Below are 15,211 nucleotides of genomic sequence, written 5' to 3'. Positions count from 1 at the left end.
CCGGCGACGCCGACAGCTCCGAGAAGCCGTCGGCGTCGCGAAAGCGGGTACTACAGGAACGAGTTGATCTCGATCGTCTCGTCCCGGCCCGGGCCCACGCCGATCGCGGAGATCGGGGCGCCGGACATCTCCTCCAGCGCCTTCACGTAGTCCTGGGCGTTCTTCGGGAGGTCAGCGAAGGTCTTGGCCTTCGTGATGTCCTCGCTCCAGCCCGGCAGGTACTCGTAGATCGGCTTCGCGTGGTGGAAGTCGGTCTGGGAGTACGGGAGTTCCTCGACGCGCTTGCCGTCGATCTCGTAGGCCACACAGACCGGGATCTGCTCCCAGCCGGTGAGGACGTCGAGCTTGGTGAGGAAGAAGTCGGTGAGGCCGTTGACGCGGGTCGCGTAACGGGCGATCACCGCGTCGAACCAGCCGCAGCGACGGTCACGGCCGGTGGTGACACCCCGCTCACCGCCGATGCGGCGCAGCGCCTCGCCGTCCTCGTCGAACAGCTCGGTCGGGAACGGGCCCGAGCCGACCCGGGTCGTGTAGGCCTTCAGGATGCCGATGACCCGGCTGATCTTCGTCGGACCGACACCGGCGCCGGTGCAGGCACCGCCCGCGGTGGGGTTCGACGAGGTGACGAACGGATACGTGCCGTGGTCGATGTCCAGGAGCGTGCCCTGGCCGCCCTCGAAGAGGACGACCTTGTCCTGCTCCAGGGCCTGGTTGAGCACCAGGACGGTGTCGGCGACGTACGGCTTCAGCCGGTCCGCGTAGCCCAGCAGCTCCTCGACGACCTGCTCCACCTCGATGGCGCGGCGGTTGAAGACCTTGGTCAGGAGCTGGTTCTTGCCGTCGAGGGCCGCCTCGACCTTCTGGGTCAGGATCGACTCGTCGTACAGATCCTGGATCCGGATGCCGACGCGGTTGATCTTGTCCGCGTACGTCGGCCCGATGCCGCGACCGGTGGTGCCGATCTTGCGCTTTCCGAGGAAGCGTTCCGTCACCTTGTCGACGGTGACGTTGTACGGCGTGATGATGTGGGCGTTACCGCTGATCAGGAGCTTGGAGGTGTCGACGCCGCGGTCGTTCAGTCCGTTCAGCTCGGAGAACAGGACCGACGGATCGACGACGACACCGTTGCCGATGACCGGGGTGCACCCCGGAGACAGGATTCCGGAAGGGAGGAGGTGGAGGGCGTACTTCTGATCGCCCACGACTACCGTGTGGCCGGCGTTGTTGCCGCCCTGGTAGCGCACCACATAGTCAACGGATCCGCCTAGCAGGTCCGTCGCCTTTCCCTTGCCTTCGTCACCCCACTGAGCACCGAGCAGCACAAGTGCGGGCACGCGCGTACACCCCTTCCGGGCGGGGCATGTCCAAGGTCAGGGGTGTACGCGTACGGTTTGCCGTCGCGTGCACCAACGGCCGTCGTCGGCCGCTGCCCGTCGGACCCGGATGCCCCGGAATAGACGAAGCCCCTGGCGCAATAGCGCAAGGGGCTCTTGCACAAAGATGCTACCCGAGGAAGCGAGGCATGGCCGAGGTGGCGACTTCCGCGACTTCCGATCAGCTGCTCGTGGTGATCGATCCGGTCGCCCGGAGGACGGACGGCGAGTCCGTACGGATCGTGAAAGACGTGCTCAGCGCGGGTGCGGCGACGAAGGTGTGTCTGCCGGAGGGGCCCGAGGAATTCGCCCGGGCACTGGCCCGGCGGGGCTCCCGGCGGCCGGTGGTGGTCGGTGACGACCGGGCGCTGATGCGGGCGGTGGTGCAGTTGCACCGGCAGCGGGAGCTGGCCGAATGTGTGCTGTCGGTGGTGCCGGTGGGCCCTGCCCTGGGCGTCGCCCGCGCGCTCGGGGTGCCCACGGGGCCGGTGGCGGCCGCGCGGGCGGTCCTGGACGGCGCCGAGCGACGCCTGGACATGCTGGTGGACGACAGCGACGGGGTGGTGCTCGGTGCGCTGCGGATTCCCGCCCTCGTCGCCCGCGAGGAGCCGGTGGAGGCGGCGCGGCCCTGGCTGCGGACCTGCCAGTCCCTCGTACGGACCCTGGTGCCGGCCCGTCCCGGCCGGGAGACCGCGCTCGCCGTTCCCGGGCCCTCGCGGCTGCGGGTAGTGGTCGACGGGGTGACCCTGGTGGACCTGGACCAGCCCCTGGAGGCGGTCTCGGTGACCCCGGGCCACGGCGGCGGCCTCGCCTCGGTGGAGGTGCGCCCGCTGTCGGTGGGTGCGGAGGCGTCCCCGCTGCTGGCCACGGGGAGGACGGTGACCGTGACGGGCGCGGATTTCCGGTACCGGGGGGACACGGGGGTGGCGGGGCCGGTGCGCAGGCGGACGTGGACGGTGCGGGAGGGGGCGTTGCGGCTCACTGTGCCGCGGTGAGCCCCTCGGCGCGCGCGGAGTCACCACCGGGTAAGCCCCTCGGAACGCCCGGAGCCACCACCGGGTGAGCCCCCCCGGAACGCCCGGAGCCACCACCGCGTAAGCCCCCCGGAACGCCCGGAGCCACCACCGCGTAAGCCCCCCGGAACGCCCGGAGCCACCACCGCGTAAGCCCCCCGGAACGCCCGAGGTTACCGCGCCGCGGTGGGCCCTTCGGGGCGCTCGGGGTTACCCTGCGGTCACTTCCTCGTGGTCGCGGTCGTCCTTGAGTTCCACCCCGGTCCGCCCCAGCTCCCGCGCCCGCCCCATCAGCCCCGCCAGCTTCCCCGCCGCCCCTTCGTACGACAGCCCCAGCGGCGGGCGGATGTTGGACAGGCAGTTGCGGTCGGCGTCGGTCGTCACGCCCGGCTTCGGACCGTACGTCAGGTACGCGCCCAGCGAGTCCGCCGCCGACATACCGGGCCGTTCACCGATCAGCACCACCACGATCGCCGCGCCCATCGCCGCCGCCACGTCGTCGCCGAGGGCCACGCGGGCCTGTTCGGCGAGGACGACCGGGGCGATCCGCCAGCCCTCCAGCCGTGCCGTCGTCCCGCGCACCACCGCCGCCGCGTGCTCGTGCACCGCCCGGCTGGAGAGCCCGTCGGCGACGACGAAGACCACGTCCCAGTCCCCCGTGGGCAGATGGGCCCGGTCCGTGGGATCGAGACGGCGGCCCAGGTCGGGGCGCTGGAGGTAGGTGAGCCGGTCACCCGCCGCGCTGCGGACCCGTATCGTCGCCGTGCCGGGCAGCCCCGCCGCGATCACGTCCGGTTCGAACGGCGAGTGCACCGCGTCCCGGGCCGCCGCGTGGGCCGCCTGGAGTTCGAGGCGGTGCCGGGTGGGAAGGGCGGAGCCGGCGCGGCCGAGACCGATGCGGGCCTGGGTGCGCTGCCGCAGCGCCGACCACAACTCACCTGTCTGCACGGTCACTTCAGTCATGCCGCGAGCTCCTTCCCGATCGCCGTCAGCGGATGTGAGGCCACTTCGCGGATCCCGCCGCGCTCGTCCAGCAGCCCGATCGAGTCGAGCCATGCCTCGAACTCCGGTGCCGGGCGCAGCCCGAGGACCTCCCGCAGGTACAACGCGTCGTGGTACGAGGCGGACTGGTAGTTGAGCATGATGTCGTCGCCGCCCGGAGTGCAGATCACGAAGGACGCGCCGGCCACGCCGAGCATGGTCAGCATGGTGGCGATGTCGTCGTCGTCGGCGTCCGCGTGGTTGGTGTAGCAGATGTCCAACCCCATGGGCAGGCCGAGGAGTTTGCCGCAGAAGTGGTCCTCCAGCGCGGCCCGCAGGATCTGCCGGCCGTCGTAGAGGTACTCCGGGCCGATGAAGCCGACGACCGTGTTCACCAGCAGCGGGTCGTAGCGCCGGGCCACCGCGTACGCCCGTGTCTCCACCGTCTGCTGGTCCACCCCGTGGTGCGCGCCCGCCGAGAGGGCGCTGCCCTGGCCGGTCTCGAAGTACATGACGTTCCGGCCGACCGTCCCCCGGTCGAGCGCGAGTGCCGCCTCGTACGCCTCGTCCAGCAGGCCGAGCGTCACGCCGAAGGAGGCGTTGGCCGCCTGCGTGCCCGCGATCGACTGGAAGACCAGGTCGACGGGGGCACCCTTCGCCATCAGGTCCACGCTCGTCGTGACATGGCACAGCACACAGGACTGGGTGGGGATCGCGTACCGCTGGATCACCCCGTCGAGCAGCTCCAGCAGGTCCCGTACGGCCTTGGGGCTGTCCGTCGCCGGGTTGATGCCGATCACCGCGTCGCCGGAGCCCAGCAGCAGGCCGTCCAGCAGGGCCGCGGCCACGCCCGCCGGGTCGTCGGTGGGGTGGTTGGGCTGGAGGCGGGTCGCGAGGCGTCCCGGGAGGCCGATGGTGGAGCGGAAGGCCGTCACGACCCGCACCTTGCGGGCCACGGCGACCAGATCCGCGTTGCCCATCAGCTTGGAGACCGCCGCGACCATCTCGGGCGTGAGCCCGGGCGACACGGCGGCCAGCGCCCCGGCATCGGTTCCGGGAGACAGCAGCCACTCCCGGAACCCGCCGACCGTCATCGAGGCCACCGGCGCGAAGGCCACGGGGTCGTGCGTGTCGAGGATCAGCCGGGTCACGTCGTCGGTCTCGTACGGGATCAGCGGCTCGGCGAGGAAGTCCGCCAGCGGCACCTCCGCCAGCGCCCAGCGCGCGGCCACCCGCTCCCGTTCGGAGTCGGCCGCAAGACCCGCCAGCCGGTCCCCGGACCGCTCGGGGCTCGCGGCGGCGAGCAGTCGGGCAAGGGTGTCGAAGCGGTAGCGGTGACCGCCGAGAACGGACGTGTAGCTCATGCCGGTGACGCTACGAGCCGCATATTGCCGCCAGATTTCTAAAGGTCTGGTTGACAAACATTTAACGCCCCGAGACCCTTGCTCGACTCATTCGGGCTACAGAGTTCCGGTTCGACACACAGTGGACGGGCAAGAAAGGGGCCACCCGATGGCAGTGGACGAGGGAGTCGCCCCGGCGGCGAAGACGGACGGCGAGGGCACGGTTCACCGGCTGAAACCCAATGCCATCGGCTTGCTCGGCGTGGTCTTCATGGCCGTGGCGACCGCCGCCCCGATCACCGCGATGACGGGCAACGTGCCCTTCATGGTGTCGGCGGGCAACGGCATCGGCGCCCCCGCGAGCTATCTCGTCGCAATGGTCGTCCTGGCAATCTTTTCCGTCGGCTTCACCTCGATGGCGAAGCACATCACCTCGACCGGCGCCTTCTACGGCTTCATCTCCTACGGCCTCGGCCGCACCGCCGGTCTCGCGTCGGGACTGCTCGCCACCTTCGCGTACGTCGTCTTCGAGCCGGCGCTCATCGGCATCTTCTCGACGTTCGCGACGGGGACGCTGAAGGACCAGACCGGGGTGCACATCCCCTGGTGGGCGTTCGCGATCCTGATGCTCGCGGTCAACGCGACGGGCACCTGGTTCGGCGTCTCGGTCGCCGAGAAGCTCCTCGTCGTGCTGCTGGCCACCGAGGTGACGATCCTCGCCGCGATGGCGATCTCGGTCGCCTTCCACGGCGGCGGCCCGGACGGCTTCAGCCTGGACCCGGTCAACCCCGTCAACGCGTTCAAGGGCACGTCCGCCGGTCTCGGCCTCTTCTTCGCCTTCTGGTCGTGGGTCGGCTTCGAGTCCACGGCGATGTACGGCGAGGAGTCCCGCAACCCGAAGAAGATCATCCCCAAGGCGACGATGATCTCCGTCCTGGGCGTCGGCGTCTTCTACGTCTTCGTCTCCTGGATGGCCATCTCGGGCACCGGCGAGTCCAACGCCGTCAAGGTCTCCACCGACAACCCCCTTCAGCTCTTCTTCGGGCCCACCGAGCAGTACGTCGGCCACTGGGCCGTCGACGTCATGCAGTGGCTGATGATCACCGGCTCGCTGGCCTGCGGCATGGCCTTCCACAACTGCGCCGCCCGCTACATGTACGCGCTGGGCCGCGAGGGCGTCCTGCCCTCGCTGAAGAACACGATCGGCCGCACCCACCCCCGGCACGGCTCACCGCACATCGCGGGCCTGGTGCAGACCGTCGTGACGGCCGTACTCCTGCTGGCGTTCTGGGCGGCCGGCAAGGACCCGTACTCCGGCACCTACGTCCTGCTCGCGATCCTCGGCACCATGGCGATCCTGATCGTGCAGGCCGTGTGCTCCTTCGCCGTGCTGGTGTACTTCCGCAAGCACCACCCCGAGAGCCGGCACTGGTTCCGGACCCTCACGGCCCCGCTGGTCGGTGGCATCGCGATGCTCGCCGTGGTCGTCCTGCTGGTGTCCAACATGAGCGCGGCGGCGGGCACGGAGTCCGGTTCGCTGGTGCTGAAGGCCACACCGTGGCTGGTGGCGGCGGTCGCGGCGCTGGGCATCGGGTACGCGCAGTACCTGAAGCGGCGCTCGCCGGAGCGGTATCTGCTGCTGGGGCGGACGGTCCTGGAAGAGACCAAGGAGCGCTAGGGGGCGCCTCAGGGCGCGCCGAACAGCTTCTCGCGGTGCACCCGCCACCGCTCCATCATGGCCGCGACCTCGCCCTCGACGAACTCGAAGAAGGCGAGCGTCTCGGCCATGCGGCGTCCGGCGGGGGTGTCGGCACCCAGGCTCGCGACACCCTCCCGCAGGGCCCCCTCCCACCGCTTGATGACCGCCTCACGGTTGGTCAGGGCCTCGTACCACTGGTCGCCGTGCACCCGGTAGCGCTCCCGGCGTGACCCGGGCTCCCGCTCCCGCGAGACCATGTGCGTCTGGGCGAGGTAGCGCACCGCCCCGGAGACCGCGGCCGGACTGATCCGGAGCTGCTCCCCCAGCTCGGCGGAGGTCATCGTGCCCTCGTCGGAGGACAGCAGCGCGGCGAAGACCCGGGCCGGCATGCGCTGCATCCCGGCCTCGACGAGCTGGGCCGCGAAGCTCTCCACGAACTTCGAGACCGCCTCCTGGTCACGCCCCGCCGACCCCACCGCATCCGTCATGGTCACCACCCTAACGGGGCTTCATACGCTTCCTTAACTTCACAAATTTCTGAAAGAAGCGTACGTTCTGAAGCATGACGAAGGCAATCACGGTCTCCGGGCTCCACAAGTCGTTCGGCGCCACCCACGCCCTCGACGGCCTCGACCTGGAGGTGCGCACCGGCGAGGTGCACGGCTTCCTCGGCCCCAACGGCGCCGGCAAGTCCACCGCCCTCCGCGTCCTGCTCGGCCTGCTGCGCGCCGACTCCGGCGCCGCGCAGGTGCTGGGCAGGGACCCGTGGGCCGACGCGGTCGAGGTGCATCGCCGGATCGCCTACGTCCCGGGGGACGTGACGCTGTGGCGCAACCTCTCCGGCGGCGAGGTCATCGACCTCTACGGCCGGCTGCGCGGCGGTCTCTCCGCCACGAGGCGTGCCGAGCTGATCGAACGCTTCGAGCTGGACCCCACCAAGAAGGGCCGCACCTACTCCAAGGGCAACCGCCAGAAGGTCGCCCTGGTCGCCGCGTTCGCCTCGGACGTGGACCTGCTGATCCTGGACGAGCCGACCTCGGGACTGGACCCCCTGATGGAGGAGGTCTTCCAGCGCTGTGTGGAGGAGGAGCGCGAGCGCGGCCGTACGGTCCTGTTGTCCTCGCACATCCTGAGCGAGGTCGAGGAACTCTGCGACCGGGTCAGCATCATCCGGCGCGGTCGCACGGTCGAGTCGGGTTCACTGGCCGAGCTGCGCCACCTCACCCGCACCAGCGTCACCGCCGAACTCGCGGGCACGCCCAACGGGTTGGCGCACCTGCCGGGCGTGCACGACCTCGACGTACAGGGCCACCGGGTCCGGCTCCAGGTGGACACGGACAAACTCGACGCGGTGCTAAGGCAGTTGACCGACTTGGGCGTGCGCTCGCTGACGTCGACTCCGCCGACGCTGGAAGAACTGTTCCTGCGGCACTACCAGGAGGCGTCGTGACCTCCCTGGCCGGTACCGGCGTACTGCTCCGCTTCAACCTCCGCCGCGACCGCCTGATGATCCCGGTGTGGGTGGCGGTGAACGCCCTGATGGTCCTGTCGATGCCGAACACCCTCAAGGGCCTGTACGGCACCGAGGCCGAGCGGACCGATCTGCTGCACCAGGTCGCCACCAACTCCTCCTTCCGCGCGCTGATCGGCCCGGTCTTCGACGACTCCCTCGGCGCCCTCACCGCCTGGCGGGTCGGCGTCTACGCGGGGGCGCTCGCCGCCGTCACCGGCCTGCTGGTCGTCGTACGCCACACCCGTGACGAGGAGGAGAGCGGCCGGCACGAGCTGATCGCCTCCGCCGCGGTGGGGCGGCGCGCCTCGCTGACGGCGGCGCTGCTGGCGGCGGCCGTGGCGAGCGGGGTGCTGGCCCTGTTGGTGACGGCGGGGCTGGCGGGCCAGGGAGCGATGGGCGCGCTGGCCTTCGGTCTGGGTCTTGCCGCCGTGGGCATGCTCTTCGCGACGACGGCCGCGATCGTCGCGCAGCTGACGGAGAGCGCGCGGCTGGCGCGGGGGCTGACGGCGGGGGTGCTGGGTGCGGCCTTCGTCCTGCGGGCGGCGGGCGACTCGGCGTCAACTGAGGGCTCGTCGGTGTTGACGTGGCTGTCGCCGCTGGGCTGGCTGTCGCAGCTGCGTCCCTTCGCCGGTGAACGCTGGTGGGTGCTGCTGCTGTTCGCCGCGGCGATCGCGGTACAGGCCACGCTGGCCTACGTACTGGCGGGCCGCAGGGACGTGGGCATGAGCTTCGTGCCCACCCGCCCTGGACCTGCTGTCGGCCGCCTGGGCACGGCGGAAGCGCTGGCCTGGCGGCTGCAGCGGGGCGGTGTGCTCGGCTGGTCGATCGGCTTCTTCCTGGCCGGGGTGGTCTACGGCGGTCTCACGGACGGCGTGGCCGACCTGGTCGGTGACAACGAGAAGGCCCGCGAGATCTTCGAGCGGATGGGCGGACAGTCCGGCATCACGGACGCGTTCCTCGCCTCGATGACCGGGATGCTGGGACTGGTGGCCGCGCTGTACGTGGTCGCGTCGGTGCTGCGGCTGCACGGCGAGGAGACGTCGATGCGGGCGGAACCGGTGCTGGCGAACGCGGTGGGCCGAATGCGGTGGGCAGCCGGCCATCTGCTGATCGCCTTCGGCGGCACGGTACTGATCATGCTGCTCGCGGGCCTCGGCTTCGCCGCGGGCTACGGCAAGGAGGTCGGCCCGATCCTGGGCGCGTGCCTGGTGCAGGTGGCGGGGGTGTGGGTGATCGGCGGACTGACGGTCCTGCTGTACGGGCTTGCCCCACGGCTCGCTCCCCTGTCCTGGGCAGTCGCCGGTGCGGTGCTGCTGATCGGCTGGGTCGGCCCGGCCCTGGACGTCCCCCGGACGGTCCTGGACCTCTCCCCCTTCGGCCACCTGCCGAAGCTGCCGGGCGGGGGGATGGAGTGGGGGCCGGTGCTGGTGCTGCTCGCGCTCGCGGTGGTTCTGGTGGCGGGGGGTCTGGCGGGGCTGCGGCGCCGGGATCTGACGACCTGAACCGCGCGTCCGGCCGCGCGCGTCCTTGTCTCCATGGAGCGGAGAGTGGACGGAGTGACCTGCGGCGGCTGTGCGCTCTCCGCGGCGGGTGCGATCGCGGCACCCGCACTGTGGCTGTCCCTGCCCCGCACCCGGCGGCACCTGGGCGGAGGCTTCGAGAACGAGGGCATGGACTGGACGGTCCTGCTCACGGAGCTGCCGTTCGTGGTGCTGGGGGGAGCTTTGCTGCCGCTTCTCGTCCTCACCCTGCTGATGCGGCTGGTGGGCGGGCGGCGGCCCCGGCCGGACCGACCGGGCGGGATCAGGCCACCGTGAAGTCGGCCGCCTTGGTGTCGAGGGTCGTGTCGCCGTCCTTGGCGGTGACCAGGACGGCCACGTGCCACTGGCCCCGCGGGGAACCGTCGGCGTCGGCCTGGGTGACGGGGACCTTGTAGGTGCACCGCTCGCTGTCCCCGCCCGAGGGCTTGCAGACGGCCGAGTCGACGGAGGCCATGTCCTTGGCCGTCAGCCCCTTCTTCGCGAAGGACGAGTTCGCCGGCCAGGCCAGCACCTTCACGCTCTTGACCTCGGAGGACGCCGTGACGTCGGTCGTGAAGGTCAGCGAGCCGTCGCGGTCGGCGGCGGGAGCGGTGTAGCGGGCCGTGCTGTGCGCGAGCGTCGGCGACTGGTCCCCGGCGTAGGCGAGGGCGAAGGCACCGGCACCACCGAGGACGACGACACCGGCGGCAGCAGACAGAACGATACGACGCGACATGAGAAATTCTCCTGCGAGGCTCAGTTGGATCCCACCGGCGCTCTTGGCGGCGCCGTGCGTCCCATACTGTCCGCGCGGCGAGCGCCGGGTATGAGCACGCGTACTCAACTGGAGCCTGAGTAACGGCCGTTGCGTCCTTGCACGTACCTACGGGACGGTGTGCACGCGCAGCCCCTCCAGCCCCCGGATCACGAAGTTCGGCTTGCGCTCCGGGTCCGCCGCCAGCGTGAGCGTCGGGGCCTTCTCCAGTACGGCCGTCATGGAGGCGGCCAGTTCGATACGGGCCAGGGGGGCGCCGATGCAGTAGTGGATACCGGCGCTGAAGGAGATGTGCGGGTTGTCGCTGCGGGTGAGGTCGAGGCGCTCGGGGTCCCGGAACACGGCGGGATCGTGGTTGGCGGAACCGAAGAGCATGGCGATCTCGGCGCCGCGCGGGATGGTCGTACCGTCGATCTCGATGTCGTCCAGGACCCAGCGTTCGAAGAGCTGGAGGGGGGTGTCGTAGCGCATGAGCTCTTCGACGGCCTGGGGCACCAGGGAGTGGTCCGCGCGCAGTGCGGCGAGCTGCTCCGGGTGGCGGAAGAGGGCGTACCAGCCGTTGACCGTGGAGTTCACGGTGGCTTCGTGACCGGCGTTGAGCAGCAGCACCGCTGTGGAGATCATCTCCTGCTCGGTGAGCCGCTCGCCCTCGTCGTGGGCGGCGATGAGCCCGGAGATGAGGTCGTCGCCGGGACGCTTGCGCCGCTCGGCGATGAGTTCGCGGAGGTAGTCGGAGAACTCGACGGAGGCCCGCACCGCCCTTTCGGCCACGTCCTGCGGCGGGTTGAGCTCGTACATCCCGCAGATGTCGGCCGACCAGGGCCGCAGCGGCGCCCGGTCCTCCTCGGGGATCCCGAGCATCTCGGCGATCACCGCGACGGGGAGCGGCTCGGCGACATCGGTGAGCAGATCACCGCCGCCCTCCGCGACGAGCCGGTCCACCAGCTCACCGGCCAGCTTGGTCACGTACGGCTTGAGCTGTTCGACCGTGCGCGGGGTGAACGCCTTCGACACCAGACGCCGGATCCGGGTGTGGTCCGGCGGCTCCAGGTCGAGCATGCCGTGGTCGTTGAGCGTGTGGAACGGCTCGTGCGCGGCGGGCGGCGCGGTCCGCCCGAAGTCCTCGTGCGAGAACCGGTGCTGATACGTCCGCCCGAGCCTGCGATCCCTGAGCAGCGCGGAGACGTCCGCGTGGTGCGGGACGAGCCACTGGTCGGTCGGCTCGAAGTACTGCACCCGGCCTTGGGCGCGGAGCTCGGCGTAGGCGGGGTACGGGTCGGCGAGGAAGGCCGGGTCCCAGGGATCGAAGGCTGCCATGGGGGGACGCTAGCCCGACGGCACCGCCTCTGACCAGGGGGGTCTCACGGTCACGGGGTTGCGCCGCGTATGGGCTTGATGATCTCGTCGGTGAGCCATCGGGCGGCTTGGGAGGGATAGGGGCTCCGCAGGCTCAGCACGATGTGCGTCATGCCCGCGGTGATGAGCTCCGTGATGACTTTGCGGTCGGTGGCCGGGTCGTCGTAGGAGACGATGTACTGCACGGAACGGGTGATCGTCCGTGGATCACGGCCGATGGCGGCGCAGTGGTCGTCCAGAACGGCACTCCGCTCGGCGATGTAGGCCGGCGTGTTGTGCGGCGGTCCGGGGATGTTCCAGATGTCGGCCTGCTCGGCGACCAGGCGCAGTGTCCTGTTTCCCCAGCCGCCGATCAGCAGGGGTGGGCCTGGCCGCTGGACGGGTTTCGGCTCGTTGTGGTTGCCGGTCAGGGTGTAGTAGCGGCCGTGGAAGTCGAAGACGTCCCGCGTCCACATGCCCCGGAGGATGGTGATGGTTTCCGCCAGGCGGGCGATGCCTTCGGCGGGCGGGACCAGTGTGAGGCCGTAGGCCGCGTACTCCGCGGCGGCCGGGTTCTCGCCGGCGATGCCGCCCGCGTCGGGTGGCTGCACGGTGCCGCCCACGCCGAGCCCCATGATCAGACGGCCCCCGGAGATCACGTCGACCGTGGTGGCGATTTTGCCGAGGACCGCGGGCAGGCGGATCCGGTTGCTCGTCACGAGCAGGCCCAGGCGCAGCCGCTGGGTCCTGGCGGCCAGGGCGCTCAGCAGCGTCCACCCTTCGAGGATCTGCCCGTCTTTCGGGCCGGCGATCGGCATGAGGTGGTCCCAGAGCCAGGCGTCCGCGATGTCGGGCAGGTCGTCGGCCTCCTGCCATACACGGAGGATGTCCTGGTAGGGGACCCGCATCGGGGTGGTCTTGATTCCGAAGGTTACGGAGGGTACGGAAGGAAGGTGCTGGTCGGACATGGTGATCGGGCGCCCCTCAAGTCGACGCGCCGCCATTGACGGCCTCGCTATCATCAGCCTAGCTGATCGTCAGCAGAGCTGACCATCAGTCTCCGGATACGCTGCGACCATGACTCGCGACGCGCCGCCCGAAGTCCTCACCTCCCGCCTCGGCTATCTGTTCAAGCACGCCTACCTGCGGCTGACCGAGGAGTCCGCGCGGGCCTTGGAGCCGCACGGAATCGACGGCCGTGAACTGGCGGTTCTCGCCGTCCTCGACGCGCATGACGACCTGTCCCAGCTGGAGGCGGCGGGCAAGCTGGCGATCGACCGCACCACGATGGTGGCCCTCGTCGACGCCTTGGAGCGCAAGGAACTCGTCGAGCGGCGCCGCAGCGCCAAGGACCGACGCAAGAACATCGCCCAGCTGACGCCGACCGGACGCGAGCGCCTACGCGACGCCGAACACGCCCGCCAGGCGATGGAACGGCAGTTCCTCGCCCCGCTCTCCAGCGCGGACGCCGCGTGTTTGGTCCGCACGTTGCAGTCCCTCGTGGGGGCCCCGACGCGCGCCGACGATACTTCTGACTCGGCGTGACGGACGAGGGGTTCGACAGGCGACCTCATCAGCCCGGCGTGACCAGCCGCGCCTCATACGCGAACACCGCCGCCTGGGTCCGGTCCCTCAGGCCCAGCTTCACCAGGACGCGGCTGACGTGGGTCTTGATCGTGGACTCGGCGACCACCAGGCGTTCGGCGATCTCCGAGTTCGACAGACCCTGGGCGATGAGGACCAGGACCTCTGTCTCGCGGTCGGTCAGGTCGCCGTAGGCGCCGTGGGACGAGGTCATGAGGCGGGGGGACTCGGAGAGTTTGGAGAACTCCGTGATCAGGCGGCGGGTGACGGAGGGGGCGAGGAGGGCCTCGCCGGACGCCACCACCTTTACTCCCTCGGCGAGTTGGCGGGCCGAGGCGTCCTTGAGGAGGAAGCCGGAGGCTCCCGCGCGCAGGGCCTGGTAGACGTACTCGTCGAGGTCGAAGGTCGTCAGCACCAGGACCTTCGCCGTGGTGTCGGACGCGACGATCTCCCTGGTCGCCTCGATGCCGTTCAACTCCGGCATGCGGATGTCCATCAGGACCACGTCGGGGGCGAGTTCACGCACCCGTTCCACCGCCTCGCGGCCGTTGACGGCCTCGCCGACCACCTCGATGTCGGGCATCGCGTTGAGGAGGACGGAGAAACCCTCGCGGACCATCATCTGGTCGTCCGCGACCAGTACACGGATGGTCATGCCTCGTCCTCGCCCACGTGCGGCACCGGCAGGAACACCGCCACCTCGTACCCTCCCTCGTCCGTGGCACCCGCCGTCATCTCGCCGTTCAGCATGGAGACCCGCTCCCGCATACCGGTGATGCCGTGCCCCGCGCCGGGCGAGGGCTTCACCAAGGACGGTTCGGGCAACGGGCCGTTGACTATGCGCAGGCCCAGGCCGCCCAGGACATATCCGATCTCGACCCGGGCGCTCGCCCCGGGGGCGTGGCGCAGGGTGTTGCTCAAGGCCTCCTGGACGATCCGGTACGCCGACAGCTCCACACCCTGCGGGAGTTCGCGCACCGCCCCGGTGACCGCCTGCTCGACGCTCAGGCCCGCCCCCCGCACGTTGTCGAGCAGCGAGTCCAGGTCGGCGAGGGTGGGCTGCGGGGCGTCCGGCGCCTCGTAGTCCTCGGCACGGACCACTCCGAGGACACGGCGCAGCTCGGTCAGGGCCGCCACCGCGTTCTCCCGGATGGTGGCGAACGCCTTCTCCAGCTCCGGCGGCGGGTTCTCCACCCGGTAGGGCGCGGCCTCCGCCTGGATGGCGACGACCGACATGTGGTGGGCGACCACGTCGTGGAGCTCGCGGGCGATCGTCGTGCGCTCCTCCAGCAGGGTGCGGCGGGAACGCTCGTGCGCGGTCACCGTCTGCTGGGCGGTCACCGTCTGCACGGCGTCCCGGCGTATGTGCCAGACGCTCACGACGAGCAGGGCGAGGGCGGAGATGAACAGCATCTCCACGGTGTTGGAGCGGTAGTAGTGACTGCTGCCGAGGCCGCCCTGCCATAGCAGACCGTAGGCCCCCGTCAGCAGCCACATCCAGGCCGCCGTGCGCGGCCTGGTGCGCACGGCCACCACCGTGAGTACGACGAGGTGGCAGGCGAAGCCGCCTGGCAGCCACGGCCAGTCCTGCTGCCAGGAGTTGACGAAAACCACCGGATAGGTGACCGCGGTCGCGGCCAACGACAGCCAGAAGGCCATGACCGGCCGCACCATGGTCAGCAGGATCGGGACCAGGGCGGACATACCGACGAAGAGGTTGGTGGCCGCGCCGCGGCCGCTGTTGCCCGCGCCGATGAGCATGGCGAGCAGGCCGGCCACGGTGATCAGCGTGTGGGGCGTCCAGACCGCGTACTCCCGCAGCCGGCCGGACAGCACGCGGGAGAGCCCCTTGTCGACGGGCGTCGGAGGCAACGGACGGTAGGCGAAGGCGTCACTGATCAGGTCGTGCCGCAGGCCGCGCAGGGCTTCCACGGCGGCTCTGAACTCCGGGCTGCGGAACTTGTACGCGTCGTACCCGCCGCTGCCGCCGTGCGGGGGTGCCATGTGCGTCTCGGTCGTATCGGTCACATTCAGAACCGTAGGTGTGGGTGCGGGTCGCCGTCGTCACCAGTGAG

Annotated in this window: 15 protein-coding genes; 6 read left to right on the top strand and 9 right to left on the bottom strand. The window is 70.4% G+C overall.

Features of this window, described 5'->3' with window-relative positions:
- Nucleotides 1-50 precede the first annotated feature (50 nt).
- Entirely contained in the window at nt 51-1,334 is a 1,284-nt protein-coding gene (locus AB0D34_RS30465) for an adenylosuccinate synthase (RefSeq protein ID WP_362667117.1), read from the bottom strand.
- 188 nt (nt 1,335-1,522) lie between these two features.
- Between AB0D34_RS30465 and AB0D34_RS30460 the strand changes: the two genes are divergently transcribed.
- Nucleotides 1,523-2,368 (top strand): diacylglycerol kinase family protein, encoded by an 846-nt coding sequence (locus AB0D34_RS30460; RefSeq protein ID WP_362667115.1) that lies wholly within the window; start codon nt 1,523-1,525, stop codon nt 2,366-2,368.
- A 228-nt stretch (nt 2,369-2,596) separates the two neighbouring features.
- Here AB0D34_RS30460 and eutC read toward each other — a convergent pair whose 3' ends face one another.
- The gene (eutC, locus tag AB0D34_RS30455; RefSeq protein WP_362667113.1) at nt 2,597-3,349 is read right to left on the bottom strand and encodes an ethanolamine ammonia-lyase subunit EutC; all 753 of its coding nucleotides are present in this window, start codon (nt 3,347-3,349) and stop codon (nt 2,597-2,599) included.
- Nucleotides 3,346-4,731, bottom strand: coding sequence for an ethanolamine ammonia-lyase subunit EutB (locus AB0D34_RS30450; RefSeq protein ID WP_362667111.1), 1,386 nt, complete (start codon nt 4,729-4,731; stop codon nt 3,346-3,348). The genes eutC and AB0D34_RS30450 overlap by 4 nt, the downstream gene beginning before the upstream one ends.
- A gap of 148 nt (nt 4,732-4,879) precedes the next feature.
- Between AB0D34_RS30450 and AB0D34_RS30445 the strand changes: the two genes are divergently transcribed.
- Nucleotides 4,880-6,388 carry an APC family permease gene (locus tag AB0D34_RS30445; RefSeq protein ID WP_362667108.1) on the top strand — a complete coding sequence of 503 codons (1,509 nt, stop codon included), beginning with the start codon at nt 4,880-4,882 and terminating at the stop codon, nt 6,386-6,388.
- Nucleotides 6,389-6,396: 8 nt separating this feature from the next.
- On the opposite strand, the gene AB0D34_RS30440 is transcribed toward AB0D34_RS30445, so the two are convergent.
- On the bottom strand, nt 6,397-6,897 hold the full coding sequence (locus tag AB0D34_RS30440; RefSeq protein ID WP_362667105.1) for a MarR family transcriptional regulator: 501 nt from the start codon (nt 6,895-6,897) through the stop codon (nt 6,397-6,399).
- A gap of 74 nt (nt 6,898-6,971) precedes the next feature.
- Here AB0D34_RS30440 and AB0D34_RS30435 point away from each other — a divergent pair, with 74 nt between their 5' ends.
- The 3 genes from AB0D34_RS30435 to AB0D34_RS30425 are packed head-to-tail and all read left to right on the top strand — an operon-like array spanning nt 6,972 to nt 9,739.
- Nucleotides 6,972-7,859 (top strand): ABC transporter ATP-binding protein, encoded by an 888-nt coding sequence (locus AB0D34_RS30435; protein ID WP_362667103.1) that lies wholly within the window; start codon nt 6,972-6,974, stop codon nt 7,857-7,859.
- A complete protein-coding gene (locus tag AB0D34_RS30430; protein WP_362667101.1) occupies nt 7,856-9,424 on the top strand; it encodes an ABC transporter permease in 1,569 nt (522 codons plus the stop codon). The genes AB0D34_RS30435 and AB0D34_RS30430 overlap by 4 nt, the downstream gene beginning before the upstream one ends.
- 45 nt (nt 9,425-9,469) lie before the next feature.
- Nucleotides 9,470-9,739 (top strand): hypothetical protein, encoded by a 270-nt coding sequence (locus AB0D34_RS30425; RefSeq protein WP_362667098.1) that lies wholly within the window; start codon nt 9,470-9,472, stop codon nt 9,737-9,739.
- On the opposite strand, the gene AB0D34_RS30420 is transcribed toward AB0D34_RS30425, so the two are convergent.
- From AB0D34_RS30420 to AB0D34_RS30410, 3 genes are all read right to left on the bottom strand, one after another.
- The gene (locus AB0D34_RS30420) at nt 9,726-10,178 is read right to left on the bottom strand and encodes a DUF5707 domain-containing protein (protein WP_362667095.1); all 453 of its coding nucleotides are present in this window, start codon (nt 10,176-10,178) and stop codon (nt 9,726-9,728) included. The two genes, AB0D34_RS30425 and AB0D34_RS30420, sit on opposite strands and share 14 nt — an antisense overlap.
- 147 nt (nt 10,179-10,325) lie before the next feature.
- Nucleotides 10,326-11,534, bottom strand: a complete 1,209-nt coding sequence (locus tag AB0D34_RS30415; RefSeq protein WP_362667093.1) for a cytochrome P450 — start codon at nt 11,532-11,534, stop codon at nt 10,326-10,328.
- A gap of 50 nt (nt 11,535-11,584) precedes the next feature.
- Nucleotides 11,585-12,520 carry an LLM class flavin-dependent oxidoreductase gene (locus AB0D34_RS30410; RefSeq protein WP_362667091.1) on the bottom strand — a complete coding sequence of 312 codons (936 nt, stop codon included), beginning with the start codon at nt 12,518-12,520 and terminating at the stop codon, nt 11,585-11,587.
- Between the two features lie 109 nt (nt 12,521-12,629).
- On the opposite strand from AB0D34_RS30410, the gene AB0D34_RS30405 reads away from it, so the two are divergent.
- Entirely contained in the window at nt 12,630-13,097 is a 468-nt protein-coding gene (locus AB0D34_RS30405; RefSeq protein ID WP_362667088.1) for a MarR family transcriptional regulator, read from the top strand.
- A gap of 28 nt (nt 13,098-13,125) precedes the next feature.
- On the opposite strand, the gene AB0D34_RS30400 is transcribed toward AB0D34_RS30405, so the two are convergent.
- Both AB0D34_RS30400 and AB0D34_RS30395 read right to left on the bottom strand, forming a co-directional pair.
- Nucleotides 13,126-13,791 (bottom strand): response regulator transcription factor, encoded by a 666-nt coding sequence (locus AB0D34_RS30400; RefSeq protein ID WP_362667085.1) that lies wholly within the window; start codon nt 13,789-13,791, stop codon nt 13,126-13,128.
- Nucleotides 13,788-15,164 carry a histidine kinase gene (locus AB0D34_RS30395; protein ID WP_362667082.1) on the bottom strand — a complete coding sequence of 459 codons (1,377 nt, stop codon included), beginning with the start codon at nt 15,162-15,164 and terminating at the stop codon, nt 13,788-13,790. The genes AB0D34_RS30400 and AB0D34_RS30395 overlap by 4 nt, the downstream gene beginning before the upstream one ends.
- Nucleotides 15,165-15,211 lie beyond the last annotated feature (47 nt).

Origin of the sequence: Streptomyces sp. NPDC048420 (assembly GCF_040651535.1) — a bacterium.
Classification (GTDB): domain Bacteria; phylum Actinomycetota; class Actinomycetes; order Streptomycetales; family Streptomycetaceae; genus Streptomyces.
This window is presented reverse-complemented; position numbering and strand designations above follow the sequence as displayed.